This is a genomic window from Bacillus mycoides (assembly GCF_000832605.1).
GTDB classification, from domain to species: Bacteria; Bacillota; Bacilli; order Bacillales; family Bacillaceae_G; genus Bacillus_A; species Bacillus_A mycoides.
In genome coordinates, this window is record NZ_CP009691.1 from 62839 (window position 1) to 81031 (window position 18193).

Consider the following 18193-nt stretch of genomic DNA (forward strand, 5'->3'; position numbering starts at 1 on the left):
GTTTCATAAATGTATCAAAAAAGTGAACAAAATTGCTATTGCAGAAGAAGCAGAAATGAAGTTTCTAATACGTAAGTACGTGAAAGGTATTATTTCCAGTGAATAAAATGCGCATGGGGCACCTAATCATTATTTTATCAGAGGAAAAGAATATGTTATGAACTCGGTTGAATGAAAAAATGAAAATTTTACTTTTAGAGTGAAACTAAACAAAAACGCTATTTTATTAGAAAAGGAGAATGAACAATGAACTTAAAGGAGTACGTCGTTTATAAAGGTGAATCATTGCTATGTATCGGGACCATAAAGGAATGCGCTGATTATATGGGCGTACTTCCTGCAACAGTTCGTTTTTATACAAGACCAGCGTATCAAAGGAGAATATCGAATCGAAAGAATGCTAGAAATTATATAACTGTTACGGAACTTGAGGAGGATTAATGATGAAAGAAAACAGCGTGAAATTAAACAATATTACAGCTTGGATGATCTTTAACGTTTTTACAATGGACGATTCATTTATTGAAGAGATCGAGGTATCTTGTGGTGAAGATATCGAAAGCTTTATGAAAATGTATTTGAATGAACATTGGAATGAGCTATTTGAAACGAAATCATATTTAAGGGATATATGTGATGCCTCATTTCAAGGCATTCAATTAAAGGCCAGTGATGAAAAAGAACAACATGTATGTTGCGTAGATTTATTGAATGGAGCGCGACATTCTAGTGTAGTAATTGATATGAAAGCTTTAGGAGACGTTAACGCAGATAAGATTAAAAAAATCAGAGAGATTATAAACTCTTAATAAAAATTTCATTTTGTAGAAAAAAAAACCCTAGTTTCCTAGGGTAATGGTATAACAGCTCAATATATTTTATTCTTTTATATTGTAACGTAATATTATGTTAAAAACATCAGGGAAATGTAACCAATTGTAGAAAATAAGAGCAGCTAGCAAAAGCTAACTGCTCCCTGCAAGGAGATACAGAGAAAACTACTTTAAATGAATTTTGGCTAACAGCCTATCTACAGTATTGACGGAATAATTGATAATTAAACGGAGGATGTTTTAAATAGTTTTATTTTAATTTAGGGTTGATTTCAAAAGAGTGACATACCAACAAAATACAAAATTATTACAAGGAAAATTGTTATGAAAATAACTAAAAAAATCATTTTCATCAGTAAACCTCCTTTATGAAGAATATTAATATTTATCCAGAATTTTAACAAAATAATCCTTTGCGCGACACGTTTCCTTATAAGTGTGTAAACACGAAATGGGAGGGTCATCAATTTAATAACAACAACTGATTGACTGAAAGTGGGAATGAAAGCTGTCAGGTTGAGCTGAAACTACTTATCTAATACTCCTACATGCAAGGCGTGATAGTAGTCACAAATTGTATGAAGCTAGGTGAAGTCGGCTGAACAAAACCTAAGTAAGAAATCATATGGTAATGGATAGGTCGGGATGCTACAAAACATCTATGGTGAGAATGTCTAAAATAACGGACTGGCGAACTTGCGAATATACGGGTCTAAATTATTAATACATAAGAAATATGTATGTCGTCAATGACGATGTTATCTACCGAAAAGTAAGATTAAAGGATATGAAATTCGGAACATCTAACGATGATGATGTAAAGATAACAGGCTTACAGCAAGCACCTAAGGATATATGTATAGCTAGGTCAATCGGAACGTGGTAAGCAAGAAACTGTCACCAACGCCTACTAGCGGACAGATGCATATAAGGTTCTAACGAACCGAAATTGCTTCATTCTTGTGAAGGGATAGTCCCTAGTCTTGTTCTTTGAAAACTAAATTAACTAGATGTAACTCACAGGATCGAGTAAGATGATGGGACTTTTCGTAAGAAAGGGGAATTAATACGTTGGTGAGTACAACATTGTTTGTAATCTAGTTGCTTTAGTATAGCAGAATAAGATGGGGCGCTGTATGCGATGAAAGTCGCACGTACAGTGTTAAGCGGGGGAAAAGATGGAGATAACTTCAAAGTCTTACCTATCGCAACTGCACAAAAATTTTTACGATTATACACAAAAACAGCAGGCAACTGATTAAGTTGCCCGCCATGTTCTTGCACGGCACGGAGGAGCGCTTTCCGTTTTGAAAGAGTGCAGCCGGGGAAAGGTCGGCTTAGAGATAGTATGTACGATATAAAAAAGATTATTCGAAAAAGGAAATTGGATACTTAAAATCTTAACAAAATAGTTATTTAATGGGATGTTGATAATAAGCGATTATCATTAAATTGCTCATTGATTAATGATAATTGCTTATATATCGAAAAGCTATTTAGCTATTAGAAATATAGTTTCATCAGCCTTGGAAAACCCATACAACTTTCTTCCGAACTGTAAAATACCTTCTTCACTCTCTGTTAAAGTTTTAATATCATTTTCAAGATAGTGTCCAACGTTCTTTAAATAAGATAATTTTTGTTTTTCATTATTAAGTATAATTTGTTTTTTCTTAATCATTTGCTCCTGCTTATAAAGGGAGATTTGGGCGGAAATAACAATAGGTAGCATAAAAGCTAGCGCTAGTAAAAGACGACGTCTTAGTTTTTTATTCGTTTGTTGGTGATTGTTAGAATTAATTTGGTTTTTTAGGGATGATTGTTGTGATGGTAATTTTGGGATGCTTCCCATTTTAATGCCTCCATTACTAATTATAAATTTAAAATGTTTAAAAGGATTATATTATGCTAAATGGGTAATTTTGAACCTATTTTGGTAAAGATAGGTTTTGTAAAATTTAAATAACATCCTTATTTGAATGTAAAAAAGCCCTCACATGAACGTAAGGACCTTTCTAAAATGAAAGTTTTGGTTTTCAATTATCATTATATACCATAAATGAAGTATATTGAAGTGAAATTTTAACAAAAACGCTATTTTGTACACACAAAAAAGGAACGCTTGACCAAGGCGCTCCTAACCGCTAATAAATACCCAGTCTCATTAAAATTTATGTTGTTTTTATCTAATTATGATTATAAAAATTTCATTTTGTAGAAAAGGGGAATGGATATGGGCCTGAATTTAGAAGGTGTTAAATACTTTATACAAACAGCTGAAGGAGAAAGTGTGGAAATACAGGTTGGTATTCAAGAAATCGATATTTCTTCTGATGAAACAGTTGAATCTGGTTTTGATTTTAGTAGAGAAATAAGTGTTCCTTGCACATTTGAAGAGCCCAAAAATATAAAAGAGCTGCAAGATATAGGTTTTACACGACAACAAGCATGGAATATTCATTTTCGTAAGGGTGAGAGTTGGAAAGAAAACTAAACAAAATAATCATTTTAATAGAAAGCGAGGTTGGCAGAGTGGAAGATAAAGTAAAGCTATTAGGTGCAGACGGAATGTGCGGAATGGAGTTTACAGGAAATAAGGTTAATGTTTATAACGATGCAGGATACGTAATGGAAAGTATGACAACAAGGGAGCATGTTCAGGAAGTTATTGATTTTCTTGAAGGCTGCAAGAAAGAAATGGAGGAATAAAAATGGGACAAGGTAACCGTGGAATGGCTTTTGAAAAGCTTATCAATCTATCGAATGAAATGTATCAAAGAGGGAGAGTGGCGCTTATAAACAAGCGTCCGACTCCTGTAAAGGTATTAAAGATGGTTTATGGCCGTGTGAAAGATGGTTATTACGAATCTAAAAGTACAGTAGACTATGACGGCGTGTATAAAGGACGAGCTATAGCGTTTGAGGCGAAGTCTACAAATGAGATAAATAGATTTGATTTAAAAAACATTGCGCGGCACCAATTGGATTATCTAGAGAAAGCAGAGAAGATGGGAGCGATTTGTTTCTTCCTTATTGGATTTAGCAAGGACAAGTCAGTATTTCTGGTACCACTATCAGTCATTCAAGCTTATGTAAGGATGTCGCAGCAGCCAAAAGGTAAGAAGTCGATACCGAGAGCAGACTTTGATATTTACGGGTACCTGGCAGATCAGACAGAAAGAGCGCCAGTTGATTACTTACAATACATTGATGAGCAAGGATTCACACCGGTAATAGATAGCATGATTCAATTTGATCAGGACCATAAAAAGGTAGCGAATGACATTGAAGCAGCGAAAGAGAAAATGAACAACAAGAAACGTAAATTATTAAAGGCTTAATGGATAGCGGAACGATGGCGAGTAGATGGTGGGGCTACTTACTAACCGTCGTTCCCTTATTCAACAATGAGATATTAAAATTTCACGTACCTTATGTGATGTTAAAATTACAAATTCAGAAATAGGGGGATTCCTTCATGGAGAGACAATTAACTTTATTACCAGCTATCGATGATAAGAAAGTACAAAAGGAAGTAGTGAGCGTATTAAAGGAATACAGAGCACTCAAGATGCGATTCAGTAATGAAGTGGAGCAGGAAGGAATCAGTTTATTCCCTGAGTTACGTGATTCAAGGAATACAAGTAACTGGAAGGTGCAGCAGGTAGAGAAGGCGCTTAACAACTTATTAGATGAAGACGAGCGCAAAATCGTTGAGCGTAAGTTTCTGACAAACGAGAGAGTAAAGGATTCAGACGTTTATCATGATCTACTACTCAAGAAGACATATTTCTATGAGAAGAAGCAGAGTGCGGTTAAATTGATTGCTACAGCATTAGGGATAATCTAAAAACCGCGAACAAAATGCGAACTTTTTGGGGGACTAAATAAAAACGTGAAAATTATAAGCTATTTCCATAAACAGTTCTTTGAAAAGAGAATACGTTTTGGGGATAGCGTTCCCATTATAATAACGTTACTCGGTGACGCGGAGGCTAGAGGGAATAAGAGCTTCCCGAAATTATTTATATTTATCATTCAGCTCGGGATGCGTCCTCTGGGTTGATAATAAATATAAGTCTATTTCTCTAATATGTCGTTTCTTGAAAATGGAATGGGGGTGGTTGCTCATGATTGAGTGACACTTGCGTTCTAAAATTCTAAAAATGTATGCGTAATCTCGTTCATTAGTAATTACTCACGATTCTTATTAATGACCAAAATGAGAGCAGAGAGCTTTCGCTCTTTGTTTGAGCCAATACAGCGGAAACATTCCCCTTCCGTCCCTCTAGTGTATTGGTTCAGACAAGGCGTCGGAAGAAATATATACGTCTTGATATTAATCCTTTATAATTCGATATTGGTCTGCAAAGGTGAAAATGACATTAAGTAGCCGAAGTATTGAGCCGACTCTACGGAGTATAAACGAGAAGATTCTTAGTCTTCTCCCAGTCACCGAACTAACCAAATGTGAAGCGTGTAGCTAATATATAGTGTTGCGGTGACTTGGAGAAGGTTGAGAGTTATCTTGACCTTTGAAGAGGAATTTTTGCCATTTGTTTTTTTATTTCTCTCTCTCTATTAAATATGTGAACTATGGGGAGTTTTATAAAACATAACTTTTGAATTATGTAATGAAAGTATATATAATTATACTGATGTCAATATATTAACTGGTTAAAAATGGGGAAAGATAAATGAAGATTAAATTTGATGTAGTTAAAGATGAAAATTTTGATTTTACTTTATTAGAAACAAAATTGCTGAAAACTTTTAAAGAAGTAGATAATGTAGCAATAATTGAAAAGGTTGAAGATAAAATTTTTGAAAAAGATGATGTGCAAACCCATTTAGCGGAGATTACTATTAATGTTACAGGAAATAATATTGGATATAGATCAGCTTCAGCTAGTATATTCATTGTTCTAGAAAGTCTATCAATAGAGCTATTCAATATTAATATTAGTATACATTAAGCATCCAAAATGGGTGCTTTTTTCCTTGTTATATATAAATTACACATTAAACCAGTGAACATTCTAATAAGACAAGCATATGATGAATTCGTGGGACGAGTTATCATATGAGGTGAAACTTGGGGCGCCATACTTATTTGTTGAAGGGTACCTAATGACGGGTACTCTTTTTATTTTGCACCTTTTAATAAGGACAAGCATATATTGGAGTATGGGGTTGCCCCACTTCATATAAAAGAGCACCTATCGATTATGGGTGCTCTTTTATTTTGTACAAAATGGACATTTGAATTAAATAATTATATAAATAGGTAGAATCTAATTATATGATGTGCATTTTAATCCAAGGGGTACAAATTCGATGCGACGTCAAAAGGATTTGTTGATACAATGGAAGGCGGACTTGCAAGCTGTTCAAGAGGAGAAGAGGCTGAAGAAGAAGGCTAAGAAAAAGAATAAGAAATATAGCATTCCTGATAATACAGCTGACTTCATGAATGGTAAGAATACTTATCGTAAAGAGAATGGGGTATGGAAGCAAAGAAATAAATAGTGTAAGGATAAATGAGTTTGATTAAGTTTATAGCAATTATCGTAGGCGTTACTGTAATCTGGGTGGCGTCTTGTTTTTTGTTAAGGAAAGATAAGGGGTGAAATAGATTTGACACGGTTCTGGTGCAAAGATTGTATTTATTTGAAAGAGGTATATAGATTCCTAATGGAATCTATTCTTATGCAGCCATTCCGAATAGTTGATGAATAAACTTCACTTCATTTTTGACAGACTTGTCCCGTAAAATAAGTGGGCCTTTTTTAATGATATGCATCGCTTCTATTCCTGAAAGAATAGATTTAGCTGTACGAAAAGATTTCAATCCTAGCATTGAACGAACTCTCTTTTTAATAAAACGATGATCTTGCTCTACAATGTTATTAAGGTATTTTACCTGCCTTATTTGGATGCCCACAGGCATCTTTTTCTCTGTCTTCAACTCTTCAATCGCTATAGGATAGGCCGGGTTTTTGTCCACTGTAATCACACGGGGCTTTGAAACATGAAAAGACTGCAAAGCTTTCTTGAAAAAACGCTTTGCAGCCCTATGATCTCTTGTTTTGCTTAAATGAAAATCAATTGTATATCCTTTTGAATCAACAGCACGATATAGGTACATCCATTGACCTTTGACTTTCACATACGTCTCATCGACTCGCCAAGAATCATTGGTTGACTTAAGATGACGTCGTACTCGCTTATCTAATTCGGGACCATATTGATGAACCCATCGCATGATAGTTGTATGAGCCAGGGATAGCCCGCGTTCTTCCATCATTTCGACTAAATCACGAAAACTGAGGTTGTACCGTAGGTACCATCTCACGGTTAATAAAATAACATCCGGTTGATAATGTTTCCACTTGAATAGATTTTGCTTTTCCATACCAATCACATCCTTTTTTAGAGTAATAATATCAGTATGTCCAAGTCTGAAAGACTTTTTTTAGATATTTTGAAGTTTTTGCACCAGAACCCTCTATATTATCCTATTAAACTTTAAATTATTGGTAAGAAATGCTAAAGTTAAGTAGGTTAAAAAACATATAAAGTGAGGCGATATTCTTGAAGAAGTTAAGCTTATTACTAACAGCATTTGTAATGGTTTTATCATTGTTTATCCCTAATCTTGCAAGTGCTAAATCTTTCCCTGATGTCCAAGCTGGCCATTGGGCAATTAAAGAGATTAACTATTTATCAGAAAAAGGCATTATTAATGGTACTCCAGAAGGACATTTTAAGCCAAGTGACAATGTAACTCGCGGACAAATGGCATTAATGCTAGATTTATCGTTAAAATTAGAAAAACCATCTAGCTATGATCATATCTTTTCTGATGTAACCAAAGGTATCTATTACTATGATTCTGTACATAAGTTAGCACATAATAACATTGTACAACGTGAGAAAAACTACTTCCCTGACCGCTCATTATCTCGTGCAGAAATGGCAGTAGTTCTTGTTAAAACTTTTGATTTGAAGCCTACAGGTGCGGACGTAAATTTCCCTGATGTTCCATCTACTCATTGGGGTTACCAATATATCAAAACGCTAGCTCAAAACAATATTACTGCTGGATTCCCTGACGGTACATTTGGTCCAGACGTAAAAGTAACTCGTGAACAATTCGCTGCATTCTTGGCTCGTGTATTAGAACCAAGTTTCCGTCCGTCTCTTCCTAAGCCTCAGGGTAACTTAGAGGTTCATTATATTGATGTGGGACAAGGTGATGCTACATTTATTAAGTCACCAAGTGGAGAAACAATCCTCATTGACGCAGGTAACAATGGAAAAGGTAAAGTAGTGGCGAATTATCTAAAAGGATTGGGATTCAACACAATTGATTATATGATTGCTACTCATCCTGATGCCGATCATGTAGGCGGGTTAGATGAGGTCCTTTATTCTATAAATGTAAAAAATGTTTACGCTCCTAAAGTAAGTCATACGACACAAACGTATAAAGACTTTTTAACTGCAGTAGCTAACAAAGGATTAACAATTAAAGAAGCAAAAACTGGTGTGACTTTACCAATCAATGGTTTAAACTCACAATTCTTAGCTCCTGTTAAAGAATATGGTGACGACTTAAACGAATGGAGTGCTGTGTTAAAAGTAACGCATGGTAGCAAATCATTCTTATTTACCGGCGACGCTGAGACAAAAAGTGAAAAAGATATGGTTGCAGCGCATGGTTCTAACCTAAAATCTGATGTATTAAAACCTGGTCATCATGGAAGTAAGACTTCTTCTTCTCAACCATTTTTAGATGCAGTTAAGCCAAGCATTGCTGTAATCAGTGCCGGTGCAGGTAACCGATATGGACATCCAACACAAGAAACTTTAGCTAAGTTATCTGCAATGTCTGTTAAGGTCTATAGAACTGATTTAAATGGAACAGTAGTTGTTAACAGCGATGGTTCGAATATTTCTGTAAGAACGGAGAGATAATTATGAAAAGAGGTATTATTGACCGTTTTGAAGGAGAACTAGCAGTTATTGAAATTAATAACTCCACAATTGATGTACCTAAATCGAAACTCCCTTCTACTGCAAAAGAAGGTGACGTTCTTATTATTGAGGATGATAAGTATACAATCGATAAGAACGGAACAGATAAAAAAAGACGTGAAGTCCAAGATTTAATGGATAAACTATTTGAATAGCAAAATTAAATATTAAAATGAGAAGAGCCGCCCGACAGGACGGCTCTTCTTTCACATATACATAGGCTTTATTTACAATTAAGCAAATTTTATTTTATATAAATGTTAAAAATCTGAATCTACGTAAATGGGACTGCCCTTCTTATCGTACACATCATGATAGGGATATTAACGCAAGTATTAATTTAAAGAATGAAGCGATAAGGCTTCTAACCGTAAGGAATCTCCCACTTCTAAACGAAGTGAATGTGGAGGTAGTTCAAACTGTTTCTTTTTAGTCATATTGAACACCCTCTAACTTATTCATAGTTATATAATACCCTTAATTAATTTCTATAAATTTATATATAAGGTTTTTGATATTGATGTATAAGAACTATTACTATAAAATGAAGATGCTGTGACTATCGGAATTTTACCTCTTATCATGTCTATCCTCATCTTTTCTACAACTGTCATAGTGATGAGTATTGTCTTATGGTTAAAAACTAACCAGCTTTATACTCCCGACATCATAAGATTAACCTGCGCAATTATATGTTTAATTAGTTCTGTAATTTTACTTATTTTTAAGAATAAATTCGAAGTCACTTATAACAAATTCACTGAAATATTTAGTCAGTATACAGGGGTCTCGTTGCATGTAATAGTTTTAAGTTTATTTGATTATTTCTGGTGTTTGCTATTGTTAAAGTGATTAGGCCATAAATAAATTTAATACGTTGTTAGGCGAAATTGTGGCGTACTAGCATAGTAAGGTAACGTATGAAAACGAGCATTTAGCAAATGGACCTTTGTAAACTATTTAAAAGGAGATTATACATGTTAGAGACTCTTGAAATGAGAAAAAAGCAACACGAAATAAAAATACAAAAATATAAAAATATACAAAAATACTACAATCCATTTTTGTGGGTAATCTCAATTATTTATTTTCTCTATTTCATGTTCATTAATAATTCTCTCTCAGTATATCTATTACTTTCTTTCATTATCGGTTTAACCCTATGGAGCATCGGTCTAGCTATAAATTTAAAACTCATACATGAGCTAAAAGGAAAAGAAAAAATCTTAAATATAGAAACAATAAACGAAATGAAAAAAAATAAATATATGAGTCCAGGAAGAAAAGAACGTTATATCACAGATTATAATGCGAAGAAAGATGAACTAGAAAAGATAATGATTTACGCTAAATTTATGTTAGAAGCTAAAGAAAGAGAAAACGAAATAAAAGATGATAATAGCAATTTAGATATATAATTGTAGTGAGAGGAGTATAAAAATATGTCGATAGAACAGTATATAAATATTCGTAAAACAGGGAAAGAAATTGATGAAATTCAAAAACAATATCTGTTAAGTGAGGCTACGGTTTTAACTTTGGAACTAGGCTATAAATGTTATGAAAAAAATATTTCGTTGGATAAAGCTATTAATCTTGTAGATAAAATTGTAGTATTAAACGCAAATGATAACAAACATACATCATTTAGTCCATCAGTCCATATGTGATTTATAACTAACATGAAAATTTATTAAAAGAATTGAATGAGTTAGAAAAACAAATAAAAGGGTGGTATAACATGAAATCAACAGGTGTTACACGTAAAATAGATGAATTAGGGCGTATTGTTCTTCCGAAAGAGTTAAGAAGAACATTAGGAATTGCAGAAAAAGATCCTATAGAAATATTTGTTGACGGTGAGATGATAATATTACAAAAATACAAGTCATATGATGCTTGTACAATAACTGGTGATATTTCAGAAAAGAATATTTCATTAGGTAATGGACAAATTGTTCTTAGTCCTGAAGGGGCTGAACTTTTAATTAAGGAGATTCAGCAACACTTAGTGAAATAAGATCATTTTACTTAGCACTAAACCATATTAAAAGCTGACGTTGGAACTCTCATAAAAATGGCTGAAGAACAATCTTTCTTACTTCAGAAAATAATCCTGGTATTTGTCTTTATCGGAACTATATTTACATCTCTTTACAATATCACTCTTCATAAAGAAGAAGCAGATGAGAGAAAAAAAGCAAAATCTTTATTACCTATGTATATAGTCGTTACATTTATGGCATTGTTTTCTAGTGACATAGCTAATTACATTAAAAATTTTATTTAACCTAATTATATATATTCATCCACAAAAAGAAAAAAGACATCTTTAACGATAAGATGTCTTTTTTCTTCAACTTGAACCACCATAACTTTACTAACATTACTTTCACAATAACAAATATATCAGCAATCTTTCATATCACAATCATTCTAACATAATAAATCATATTTTCGTTATATATAAATTTAAATACAATGAAAGTTCACAAGTCATATAAAAGGTGCTATACGAAAAACTTAAATTCATTTAGTGAAATGTTTTTTAATGAAATTAGTATAATCAATAAGAACATCAAAAACTTCCTGTTGTTTTTGAGGGGATAGATCTGACGCTGCTACTTTAATTGATTCTAATTTACTTTCTAGAGGTGCGTTTCGTCCAAACAATTCATCAATGGATACATTGTATAAGTCTGCAATACTCATGATTGAATCTGCGTCTGGGTCAGTTTTTCCATATTCCCAATTGGCATATGTGGTACGTGCGATATTCAGGCGATATGCTACATCGAATTGAGTATATCCCTGTTTTTTCTCAACTCAGCAAGTCGCTTACTTAGTTGAGACATATCATCACATTTCCTTTCTGATTTATAACGTTAGTGTAAAACAGAAAAGTTAAATTGCATCCTTATGACTTATAATAAGTCATAAATTATTTTTATTTGTAATAGTTAGTCTTGATGTTGTGATAATAGAAAGCCATTTATAATTCTATACGCGAAAAAATAGGAAGAAATCGATACATCAAATCGAGAATCTTCCTATTATATATGTTTACTAAAACAATGAATTTCCTATATCTATTGTGGCCAAGTTTTGACGTCTTGTACGTTCCCTTAAATAGCGTTCCGTCGTCATAATAGATTCGTGTCCTAAATAGTCACGTATTTTCTTAAGTTCGACACCTTTTCCCATCAAATGATTCGCAAAGAAATGTCTGCAGGTATGGGGGGTAATTCTATCCTTTCGGTAACGTAAAAATGGTAAGTTTGTTTCTTCAATTTTTTCTGCTACATATTTTGATAAGTAGTCGGCCCTATAGTAAGAGCCATCGGCTTTAGGTAGAAAAGCAGATGTACTAGAGGCGTCCAATTCACTTGTTTGTTTACGCAATTGACGAAGGTGACAGATATCGTCGAGTACATCTTCAAAAATACGAACTTCCCTGGCTTTATTCCCTTTCCCAACTACACGCAAGAGATAAGCATTTAATGAGGAATGGAATACAAGATCTGCCCATTTTGCGTTTGCAACTTCCTCAATCCGGAGTCCAGTAGTCGTAAGAAGGAAAAACAATGTATACATAAAGAAACTTGTTTTCTTCAGTGCATCTAGTATTTCATTTACTTCTTCAGGAAAGAGGTCACGATTGACCAGATCTTCTTTTTTTACAGATATTTTTTTGAGACGACTACTATAGTCATCTGAGAGACCCGTGTTATCATAAACGTATTTTAGAAACTGCTGGACTACCGTTTTCTTTCGACGTAATGTAGTGGCAGCATACTTCTTACTTAGTTGATAGAAGTAGATTTCCATCTCATTATGGGATAAATCGTGAATGGTTCCGATTGTTTCTTTTATGTAGCGAAGAAAATGAGACAGATCATGCAGATAAATCTTTTTTGTTCGTTCACTTCTTTTTTTCGTTAAAGAAGGTTCATCGTGTAGAAATAAATAAACCAATGATTCTTCACTTAATTTAGAATAGTCAATATTCCTGATGCCCATACCCATAATTTTTTCAAAATGACTGCTATCAAAAAAATCTGATTTTGATTTTACAAGTTGTTTACTATGTTCGTAATTTATAATATTCAAATTTAAACACAACCTTTAGTAGAATGAAATATTAAACAAATAATTTTTATATAAATTTTTATCATTCTAATTATACCACAATAAATGCATTATTTATTGTGGTATAAAATGAAATGTTTAAATATATATTTTTACCTTAATATTTAACGTTTCTGTTTAGATGATGTATAATGGAAATGTTTAATTTATTTTTTGTACATTTCAATCCAAGTGCGGTAGGAGGAGATTTTTTTGACTAATCTTCGTCGGAAAATTTTACATGAAATCTATAATTTAGAAGATACCCATTGTTCAATTTGCCCTCTGAACAACCTATCAGTGAATTGTAAAGATGAGCAAGAACAGGCAAAACAAAGAAACTATAAACATTGCAAAGGTTGTCCCATTTTCGATTCCATCCGAGAGAAAGGAGAGAAATTGAATTCTTTATCGAAAAAGAGTACATTTAATAAGGTACGAGAACGTTATATGGAAAATCCATTTAAGTATCTGCAGTATAAGGAGTACTCAATCACAGATGTAGTAAAAGAAACAGGTTTAACAAAGTATCAACTAAGAAAATTTAAACAACAGCTAGAATGAAAGTTTCGGATGAGGTGAGAAATGGACTATTTATCTTTAGAAGAGGTATGCGATAGGGTAGGTTTAACAAAAAATCAATTAGGCTATTTAATTAAGTATAAACACATCGAGCCTATCAATCTGGATACCTGGAAAGCAGATGGTGGATATCGTTTTGAGCAAGAAGATGTAAAAAGGTTAGAGGAATTATACAAAGACTCTTTAACATTAAAAGAAGCGGCTGAATTTCTAAATAAATCTAAGACTTACGTTCATAATGCAGCTAAAGATGGGATATTGCCCTTTAAAGAGATTGCTAAAGGGAAATCTACTGAACGATTGTACTTAAAAAACGATCTGGAAATTTTCAAAGAAAGAATTGAAAATAGATCAAAAGAGGAGTCGAAAGAAAAAAAGCAGCATTTAAGTCTATATCTTGATGAAAAGGTAGTAGAAGCAATAAAGAAAAAGGCTGCAAAGAAAGGATATAATGGCTACAAGAAGTTTGCTGAAGACATTTTATCCGCAGAAGTAAAAGAAGACATAGAAGAATAGAAATTCTAGTGAGAATAGACCCCTAAAAAACACAAAAACGTTCTAAGTGGTCTATTTTTATTTTCAAGAGACTTTTTAACTATCAGGTCTAAATACATTACCTAAGATGACAATGTTGTTTACAGATGAATTTGAGAGGTCGTTTTTTCGGGTCCGTTCCGGGAAAAATTCATTGTAATTACAAAAAAGGGTTTATATATATAATATAGAAAATAGAGGGAAAGATAACAGATAATTTTAAGAGCGTTTTATTTAAGTTGAAAAAAGTGTAAAGAAAGAAATGAGAGGTAAGGATCCCAGGATTATAAATACAAAGACTTCATTTGGAACTTGGTAGGCCTATGAGAATGCTAGAGAGTTCGGGCAGACATATATCGCGGAATACATCAAAAAGCATACAAGCTTTATTTGAAATTTACATAATAAAAATCAGCATATCAAACTATAATAAATTATGAAAAAACAAGAAATATAGTATACATATTTAGATTATAGTAAACTAAAATATTTCAAAATCCTAAACTAATAGATTATGAAAAGACTGAATTGGCTTTAAAATTTACGGATGAAGAAATTCAATTATTTAAAATAGGAAAAACTCCAGAGCATTATACATGGCATCATCATCAAGACACTGGAAGGATGCAACTTGTAGATTATCAGACTCATCATGATACTGGTCATACAGGTGGATATAAAATTTGGGGAAAAGATAGCGATAAATAGGGAGGTACTTAGCCATGAGTCACATTACATGGATTAATATAAATGAAAAAAGAGTAACAGATGACCAAATTAAACAATTAGAACAATACTTAAATATTAAATTTCCTAATGATTTTCTTGAGTGTGTACAAGAATATGATGGTGGATATCCAACGCCAGATACATTTAATATTCCAAATCAAGATGAAAATTCACTTAATAATCTTTTAACCTTAGATTCTGATAGAAAATATTCATTTCTAGAAACATATAATAATACGAAAGATAGATTACCTGACAAAATATATCCTTTTGCTAGAGATCCATTCGGCAATCTTCTATGCTTTGATTATCGAAACAACACTGATTCACCAACAATCGTATTCTGGGATCATGAGGAAGAAGACATAGAGGAAGCAATATATGGTTCTGGTGCAAAAAGTATAACACTTGTGCAATGAATCTGTAAATCTTGGACATACTGATACTATTACTCTACAAAAGGGTGTGTGATCAGTATGAAAAAGGAAACTTTGTTTAAATAGAAGCACTATCAGCCAGATATTATTCTATTAACTGTACGTTGGTACCTACGGTACAATCTTAGTTTTCGTGATTTGGTAGAAATGATGGAGGAAAGAGGACTATCCTTGGCTCATACAACGATTATGCGGTGGGTCCATCAATATGGGCCGGAGTTAGATAAGCGAATTCGACGTCATCTCAAACAAACGAATGACTCCTGGAGAGTAGATGAAACGTACATAAAAGTAAAAGGACAATGGATGTACCTATATCGTGCCGTTGATTCTCAAGGGAACACGATTGATTTTTATCTCAGTAAATCTAGAAACCATAAGGCTGCAAAGCGATTCTTCAAGAAGGCTTTGCGGTCTTTTCATGTTTCAAAACCTCGTGCAATCACAGTTGATAAAAATCCCGCCTATCCCATTGCTATCAGCGGGCTGAAGAAAGAGAAAAAAATGCCGTTAGGCATTCAAATCAGGCAGATAAAATATCTAAATAACATCGTAGAGCAAGACCATCGTTTCATTAAAAAACGTATACGCTCTATGTTAGGACTTAAATCTTTTCGCACAGCTACATTTATTCTTGCAGGAGTAGAAGCCATGCATATGATAAAAAAAGAACAGATTGATTTACGGGATCAGTCTGTTCAAAATCAAAAACAATTCATTCATCAATTATTTGGATTAACAGCGTAAAGAACGATTCCGGTAGGAATCCTCATTGTTTTTTGGAATGTATCCTTTATTTGCACCAGAACCAAAGTTAGCACCCCGGCAATAAGTAGGTTAATTTTCTTCATTATTGATCCGCCTCTTCACCTTTGTTTTGTTGTAATAACGATGAATCGATGTTCACGACTCAACCTTCGTTTGTAATTTGTTCGTTAGAAAATGAACAATTGATCGTATTAGAAAAGGTTTAAAAATAAAACTTTTCTTTTCATTTAATAAATTTACCTTTAAAGACTACATAAATACCTTTGACCATATTTGTAATTCTTTGTAAAATGATATATATAGAAAGATTATGAATATACAGGTAATCTATGGATAGTAGTTTCTAAGAAATTATTCGGGGAAAATTTCTTAGTTAAGTATATTAACTTGTTTGCACTAAATTTTACAAATAAAGGGGTATTAGGAATCATGAAAGCAAAGAAATTAGTAAGTTTAGCGTTACCAGTTATGTTATTGAGTGGTTGTATTACAATTGAAACTGATGGTAAGAAAGCTGAACCAAAGAAAGAAGAAACGCAAAAGATAGAAAAAGAGAGTAAGTCAACTGATAGCAAGAAAGAGGATAGCTTATCTGTAGCGAAAGGTGAAGATAAGGAGACAAGTAAGTCAAGTACTTCTAACTCTACTAGTTCTTCCAACTCTTCTAGTAAGGTAACTGGTTCAGAAGTTGACAAATACAAGCAAGATATTTTAGACAATGCAAATAAAATAGACGAAACACTACGATTGATTGAGGACTCAGCAAAATCAGAGATTAAATCAGTAAGCTTAAAGAAGAGTGAAATACAACTTGTAACAGGTGGGTCACAAGCATATGTAAGAAAAATAAAGTATCTTGAACCACCAAATGAACTGAAAGCAGAGCATGACAAGATAAAAGAATCAATGGACTTATACTATGATGCATTCCAACTCCTTTCAGATGCAGTAGGTGAAGAGAGTGAAAGTAAACTGAAAGAATCAATTACAAAGTCACATCAAGGTGCAAAGTTATTCGAAGAAGCAACAAAGAGTATTGCAAGTAAAACAAACTAATAATTAAAATTCATTCAGAATAAGGGGTATGATGTATGAGAGCGAAGAAACTAGTAACATTAGCAGTACCGTTCATGTTGTTAGTAGGTTGTGGAACTGATAAAACAGAAGCAAAGCCGAAAGAGAAAGTAGAGTCTAAAGAAGAGACGAAGGAGAAGTTGTCAAAAGAAAAGTACCCAACACGTATGACGAATTTATCTTCTGAGTTAGTACAGAAAATTACGGTTATAACTGAGTTAGCAATGGATAAAGACAAAGATGAAAAGTCTTTAGTAAAAGAGATAGTGAAAGAAGAGTCTGAGGTACAGAAAAGTATTGATAAGTTTAAGAAAATAGAACCGCCAAAAGAGTTTGAAGACTCACATAAAGAAATCTTAAAAGCTGTAGATTGTTACAGTAAAGCCTATGCATTACAAGTTGAAATTATAAAAGGCAAAGGAAAAGTTACAGATGAAGACCGAAATAGGTCTCAAAAGTCAATGGACTTAATTAAAGAAGGTAATGAGTATTGGCAAAAAGGCTATGCACCACTTCAAGACGCTCAATTAGACCAAGCAAACGCTATTGGTAAGAAAACAGGAGTACAGTTCGATAAGCCTTCAACTTCTAATTCTGATGATGACAGTGTACAAGTATCAAAAGACGGTAAGGAGTTACTAGGTGAGTGGGGTAGTTACAAAGGTTCTGAATTCCATAAAGGGTTAGACTTCCGTGAAGATAATTCATTTACTGCTTATGATGATACAGGTAAATCTTCTTATGAAGACAATCACATGACAGGAACATGGCTTTTCGATGCAGACAAGAAACAAGTCACATTGTTACCTACTGAGTTTGTAAAAGACGGTAAGAAGATAGATGCAAAGAATACAAATGCATTTGTAGAGTATAAACTTGAATTCTTACGAGCAGGTTCTCTAAAAATGACTGACAGTAAAGGCAATACAATAACAGCTGAAAGACGCAAATAATCATACAATCAAAGGAGCATATGAATATGAAAGCAAAGAAACTAATTACGTTAGCTTTTAAGCATGGTTGCTTTATTATTCTGTGATGTTTTAGGAATCAATGTGTTTTATAGTT

At 33.2% G+C, this 18193-nt stretch carries 24 protein-coding genes and 3 pseudogenes; 23 read left to right on the forward strand and 4 right to left on the reverse strand.

Going from position 1 to position 18193, the window contains the following annotated elements; genetic code table 11:
• The first annotated feature begins 246 nt into the window (after positions 1-246).
• The 3 genes from BG05_RS00400 to BG05_RS30805 all read left to right on the forward strand — a co-directional run bounded on the left by BG05_RS00400 (position 247) and on the right by BG05_RS30805 (position 1719).
• Positions 247-441, forward strand: a complete 195-nt coding sequence (locus BG05_RS00400; RefSeq protein ID WP_002187109.1) for a MerR family transcriptional regulator — start codon at positions 247-249, stop codon at positions 439-441.
• A gap of 2 nt (positions 442-443) precedes the next feature.
• Complete coding sequence (locus BG05_RS00405; protein WP_002191412.1) at positions 444-809, forward strand: hypothetical protein; 366 nt, start codon at positions 444-446, stop codon at positions 807-809.
• 760 nt (positions 810-1569) lie between these two features.
• Positions 1570-1719 carry a hypothetical protein gene (locus BG05_RS30805; protein ID WP_157263207.1) on the forward strand — a complete coding sequence of 50 codons (150 nt, stop codon included), beginning with the start codon at positions 1570-1572 and terminating at the stop codon, positions 1717-1719.
• Between the two features lie 606 nt (positions 1720-2325).
• On the opposite strand, the gene BG05_RS00410 is transcribed toward BG05_RS30805, so the two are convergent.
• Complete coding sequence (locus BG05_RS00410) at positions 2326-2685, reverse strand: hypothetical protein (protein WP_002187112.1); 360 nt, start codon at positions 2683-2685, stop codon at positions 2326-2328.
• Positions 2686-3066: 381 nt separating this feature from the next.
• Here BG05_RS00410 and BG05_RS00415 point away from each other — a divergent pair, with 381 nt between their 5' ends.
• The 6 genes from BG05_RS00415 (at position 3067) to BG05_RS00440 (ending at position 6362) form a co-directional block, all read left to right on the forward strand.
• Positions 3067-3327 carry a hypothetical protein gene (locus BG05_RS00415; protein WP_002187113.1) on the forward strand — a complete coding sequence of 87 codons (261 nt, stop codon included), beginning with the start codon at positions 3067-3069 and terminating at the stop codon, positions 3325-3327.
• A gap of 38 nt (positions 3328-3365) precedes the next feature.
• Entirely contained in the window at positions 3366-3542 is a 177-nt protein-coding gene (locus BG05_RS30940; RefSeq protein ID WP_002187114.1) for a hypothetical protein, read from the forward strand.
• A 2-nt stretch (positions 3543-3544) separates the two neighbouring features.
• A complete protein-coding gene (locus BG05_RS00425; RefSeq protein WP_002191414.1) occupies positions 3545-4174 on the forward strand; it encodes a Holliday junction resolvase RecU in 630 nt (209 codons plus the stop codon).
• A 137-nt stretch (positions 4175-4311) separates the two neighbouring features.
• Positions 4312-4683, forward strand: coding sequence for an ArpU family phage packaging/lysis transcriptional regulator (locus tag BG05_RS00430; protein WP_003193183.1), 372 nt, complete (start codon positions 4312-4314; stop codon positions 4681-4683).
• An 847-nt stretch (positions 4684-5530) separates the two neighbouring features.
• Complete coding sequence (locus tag BG05_RS00435; protein WP_002187120.1) at positions 5531-5809, forward strand: hypothetical protein; 279 nt, start codon at positions 5531-5533, stop codon at positions 5807-5809.
• 361 nt (positions 5810-6170) lie between these two features.
• Positions 6171-6362: a hypothetical protein gene (locus BG05_RS00440; protein ID WP_033734453.1), complete on the forward strand. Its 192-nt coding sequence runs from the start codon at positions 6171-6173 to the stop codon at positions 6360-6362.
• A 178-nt stretch (positions 6363-6540) separates the two neighbouring features.
• Here BG05_RS00440 and BG05_RS00445 read toward each other — a convergent pair whose 3' ends face one another.
• Positions 6541-7248 (reverse strand): IS6 family transposase, encoded by a 708-nt coding sequence (locus BG05_RS00445; protein ID WP_002187122.1) that lies wholly within the window; start codon positions 7246-7248, stop codon positions 6541-6543.
• A gap of 179 nt (positions 7249-7427) precedes the next feature.
• Here BG05_RS00445 and BG05_RS00450 point away from each other — a divergent pair, with 179 nt between their 5' ends.
• The 7 genes and pseudogenes from BG05_RS00450 (at position 7428) to BG05_RS00475 (ending at position 11163) form a co-directional block, all read left to right on the forward strand.
• On the forward strand, positions 7428-8813 hold the full coding sequence (locus BG05_RS00450; protein WP_003193178.1) for an S-layer homology domain-containing protein: 1386 nt from the start codon (positions 7428-7430) through the stop codon (positions 8811-8813).
• 2 nt (positions 8814-8815) lie between these two features.
• A complete protein-coding gene (locus BG05_RS00455) occupies positions 8816-9028 on the forward strand; it encodes a DUF3006 domain-containing protein (RefSeq protein ID WP_002069688.1) in 213 nt (70 codons plus the stop codon).
• 101 nt (positions 9029-9129) lie between these two features.
• A pseudogene (locus BG05_RS28865) lies at positions 9130-9306 on the forward strand (zinc ribbon domain-containing protein); the annotation flags it as partial.
• 544 nt (positions 9307-9850) lie between these two features.
• Entirely contained in the window at positions 9851-10291 is a 441-nt protein-coding gene (locus tag BG05_RS00460) for a hypothetical protein (RefSeq protein ID WP_002187126.1), read from the forward strand.
• A 24-nt stretch (positions 10292-10315) separates the two neighbouring features.
• The gene (locus tag BG05_RS00465; RefSeq protein WP_002187128.1) at positions 10316-10543 is read left to right on the forward strand and encodes a hypothetical protein; all 228 of its coding nucleotides are present in this window, start codon (positions 10316-10318) and stop codon (positions 10541-10543) included.
• A gap of 71 nt (positions 10544-10614) precedes the next feature.
• Positions 10615-10893, forward strand: coding sequence for an AbrB/MazE/SpoVT family DNA-binding domain-containing protein (locus BG05_RS00470; protein WP_002187129.1), 279 nt, complete (start codon positions 10615-10617; stop codon positions 10891-10893).
• 57 nt (positions 10894-10950) lie between these two features.
• Entirely contained in the window at positions 10951-11163 is a 213-nt protein-coding gene (locus BG05_RS00475; protein WP_002187131.1) for a hypothetical protein, read from the forward strand.
• A 239-nt stretch (positions 11164-11402) separates the two neighbouring features.
• Here the strand turns inward: BG05_RS00475 and BG05_RS31910 are convergent.
• Positions 11403-11728: pseudogene (locus BG05_RS31910) on the reverse strand (helix-turn-helix domain-containing protein).
• A gap of 211 nt (positions 11729-11939) precedes the next feature.
• Positions 11940-12983, reverse strand: coding sequence for a tyrosine-type recombinase/integrase (locus tag BG05_RS00490; RefSeq protein WP_033734452.1), 1044 nt, complete (start codon positions 12981-12983; stop codon positions 11940-11942).
• Between the two features lie 231 nt (positions 12984-13214).
• On the opposite strand from BG05_RS00490, the gene BG05_RS00495 reads away from it, so the two are divergent.
• From BG05_RS00495 to BG05_RS00525, 7 genes and pseudogenes are all read left to right on the forward strand, one after another.
• Entirely contained in the window at positions 13215-13565 is a 351-nt protein-coding gene (locus tag BG05_RS00495) for a hypothetical protein (protein WP_002187133.1), read from the forward strand.
• Positions 13566-13586: 21 nt separating this feature from the next.
• Positions 13587-14099 carry a helix-turn-helix domain-containing protein gene (locus BG05_RS00500; RefSeq protein WP_002187134.1) on the forward strand — a complete coding sequence of 171 codons (513 nt, stop codon included), beginning with the start codon at positions 13587-13589 and terminating at the stop codon, positions 14097-14099.
• A 534-nt stretch (positions 14100-14633) separates the two neighbouring features.
• Positions 14634-14825: pseudogene (locus BG05_RS00505) on the forward strand (HNH endonuclease); the annotation flags it as partial.
• A 14-nt stretch (positions 14826-14839) separates the two neighbouring features.
• Positions 14840-15265: an SMI1/KNR4 family protein gene (locus tag BG05_RS00510; protein WP_002187136.1), complete on the forward strand. Its 426-nt coding sequence runs from the start codon at positions 14840-14842 to the stop codon at positions 15263-15265.
• 102 nt (positions 15266-15367) lie between these two features.
• Positions 15368-16030: an IS6 family transposase gene (locus BG05_RS00515; RefSeq protein ID WP_232294834.1), complete on the forward strand. Its 663-nt coding sequence runs from the start codon at positions 15368-15370 to the stop codon at positions 16028-16030.
• A gap of 450 nt (positions 16031-16480) precedes the next feature.
• Positions 16481-17107, forward strand: a complete 627-nt coding sequence (locus BG05_RS00520; protein WP_003193163.1) for a hypothetical protein — start codon at positions 16481-16483, stop codon at positions 17105-17107.
• 35 nt (positions 17108-17142) lie between these two features.
• Positions 17143-18078, forward strand: a complete 936-nt coding sequence (locus BG05_RS00525) for a DUF3994 domain-containing protein (protein WP_002187143.1) — start codon at positions 17143-17145, stop codon at positions 18076-18078.
• Positions 18079-18193 lie beyond the last annotated feature (115 nt).

Bases quoted from the DNA above. Each gene is read 5' to 3' on its own strand.
- BG05_RS00475 (WP_002187131.1), top strand. From the start codon at position 10,951: ATGGCTGAAGAACAATCTTTCTTACTTCAGAAAATAATCCTGGTATTT.
- BG05_RS00460 (WP_002187126.1), top strand. From the start codon at position 9,851: ATGTTAGAGACTCTTGAAATGAGAAAAAAGCAACACGAAATAAAAATA.
- BG05_RS30805 (WP_157263207.1), top strand. From the start codon at position 1,570: ATGTATGTCGTCAATGACGATGTTATCTACCGAAAAGTAAGATTAAAG.
- BG05_RS00465 (WP_002187128.1), top strand. From the start codon at position 10,316: ATGTCGATAGAACAGTATATAAATATTCGTAAAACAGGGAAAGAAATT.
- BG05_RS00510 (WP_002187136.1), top strand. From the start codon at position 14,840: ATGAGTCACATTACATGGATTAATATAAATGAAAAAAGAGTAACAGAT.
- BG05_RS00500 (WP_002187134.1), top strand. From the start codon at position 13,587: ATGGACTATTTATCTTTAGAAGAGGTATGCGATAGGGTAGGTTTAACA.
- BG05_RS00405 (WP_002191412.1), top strand. From the start codon at position 444: ATGAAAGAAAACAGCGTGAAATTAAACAATATTACAGCTTGGATGATC.
- BG05_RS00415 (WP_002187113.1), top strand. From the start codon at position 3,067: ATGGGCCTGAATTTAGAAGGTGTTAAATACTTTATACAAACAGCTGAA.
- BG05_RS00520 (WP_003193163.1), top strand. From the start codon at position 16,481: ATGAAAGCAAAGAAATTAGTAAGTTTAGCGTTACCAGTTATGTTATTG.
- BG05_RS00455 (WP_002069688.1), top strand. From the start codon at position 8,816: ATGAAAAGAGGTATTATTGACCGTTTTGAAGGAGAACTAGCAGTTATT.
- BG05_RS00425 (WP_002191414.1), top strand. From the start codon at position 3,545: ATGGGACAAGGTAACCGTGGAATGGCTTTTGAAAAGCTTATCAATCTA.
- BG05_RS00445 (WP_002187122.1), bottom strand. From the start codon at position 7,248: ATGGAAAAGCAAAATCTATTCAAGTGGAAACATTATCAACCGGATGTT.
- BG05_RS00470 (WP_002187129.1), top strand. From the start codon at position 10,615: ATGAAATCAACAGGTGTTACACGTAAAATAGATGAATTAGGGCGTATT.
- BG05_RS00440 (WP_033734453.1), top strand. From the start codon at position 6,171: ATGCGACGTCAAAAGGATTTGTTGATACAATGGAAGGCGGACTTGCAA.
- BG05_RS00525 (WP_002187143.1), top strand. From the start codon at position 17,143: ATGAGAGCGAAGAAACTAGTAACATTAGCAGTACCGTTCATGTTGTTA.
- BG05_RS00400 (WP_002187109.1), top strand. From the start codon at position 247: ATGAACTTAAAGGAGTACGTCGTTTATAAAGGTGAATCATTGCTATGT.
- BG05_RS00435 (WP_002187120.1), top strand. From the start codon at position 5,531: ATGAAGATTAAATTTGATGTAGTTAAAGATGAAAATTTTGATTTTACT.
- BG05_RS00430 (WP_003193183.1), top strand. From the start codon at position 4,312: ATGGAGAGACAATTAACTTTATTACCAGCTATCGATGATAAGAAAGTA.
- BG05_RS00410 (WP_002187112.1), bottom strand. From the start codon at position 2,685: ATGGGAAGCATCCCAAAATTACCATCACAACAATCATCCCTAAAAAAC.